This is a genomic window from Flavobacterium macrobrachii, from assembly GCF_014486675.1.
Lineage (GTDB): Bacteria > Bacteroidota > Bacteroidia > Flavobacteriales > Flavobacteriaceae > Flavobacterium > Flavobacterium macrobrachii.
The window spans coordinates 1-1,144 of record NZ_JACTAC010000158.1; the positions used below are offsets into that span (position 1 = coordinate 1).

At 29.5% G+C, this 1,144-nt stretch carries 1 protein-coding gene and 1 pseudogene; one reads left to right on the plus strand and one right to left on the minus strand.

All coding sequences use genetic code 11. From position 1 onward, the window contains the following. Nucleotides 1-507, plus strand: a pseudogene (locus IAI56_RS15705) (hypothetical protein); the annotation flags it as partial. Between the two features lie 131 nt (nt 508-638). Here IAI56_RS15705 and IAI56_RS15710 read toward each other — a convergent pair. After that, nucleotides 639-1,144, minus strand: a 506-nt coding sequence (locus IAI56_RS15710) for a hypothetical protein (RefSeq protein ID WP_187658757.1), incomplete at its 5' end; no start/stop codon positions are given.

Sequence of the window (1,144 nt, forward strand, 5' to 3'; positions counted from 1 at the left end):
AAAGTAAAATTTATAATTATTGCATTCTTAGCAATTTGTTTTCAGGGAATTAATGCTCAAGAGGTTCAACCTACTATATTACTTGACTCTTCGAAAGTAAAAGTAATTTCGCCTGAAGAACAAAAACTAATTGAAAAGGCTGAATTAGAAAGAAAATTAAAGGAAGACAAGCTTGCATTAAAAGAGAAGCAAAGAGCTGAAAAAGAGCAAAAAAAACTTGAGAAAGAACAAAAAAAGTTAGAAAAAGAGCAAAAACGTTTTGAAAAAGAACAAAAGAAAATTGCCTCTACTGAAAAATCTTTACTAAAAGTAAAAGACAAAAAGGCAAAAGCGATAAAAGACTTAGACAAAATGGAAGCCAAGTTTGCCAAAAACAGAGCCAAAGGGAAACTTTCACCTGTTGAAATTGAAAAAGAAAATGTTAAAATAAGTAAACAACAGCTGAAAATAAAAGAATTAGAAGAAGATATTCTAAAAGCTGAAAAGAAACTTAACAAGCTTAGATAATTTTTTTATTAACTGTGTTAGCAGAAAAAAAAGGGGTTTAAAACCCCTTTTTTTTGTTTTATGTTTTGATATGGATTGTTTAGAGAACTTGGGAATTTTGGAACGGTTAAGGAGTTATGGGCAGTCTTTTATTATTTTATATTCTTTACTTTTTCTTCGGTTATAATTTGATTACTTTCAATAACTTTAACAGTTGGTGGTTCAGAAAATTCAAACTCTTTTAATTCAAAAATTAGTTGGTTAAAATCTTCTGATGTCGCAACAATCACATCGTCAAGTCCAATCACATCTCCACTTTTAATTTTTGCCTTTACGCTTCTTGCCTCATTTTCTTCAAGTGTTATCAAATAGCTCAACGCTTTTCTATGAACATATTTTAGTGCAATTGCTTCTAAATCGGCTTGTTTATATCTTTCTCTTAAACTTGTTTTCACACTCCAACAAATTGGGCCACGTTCATTTGTGTAAAACATTAAATCATAAATTACGTTTGGAACAAATGCAACTTTTGCACTCATATAAATTGGCAAAATGCCTTCTCTAACACAAAGAGTTGCTAAAATATATTCAAACACTTTTCCATTTAGATTATTATTTCTTTCTGGATGTAGCAAAAATGCGTTCCAATATTTCTGAA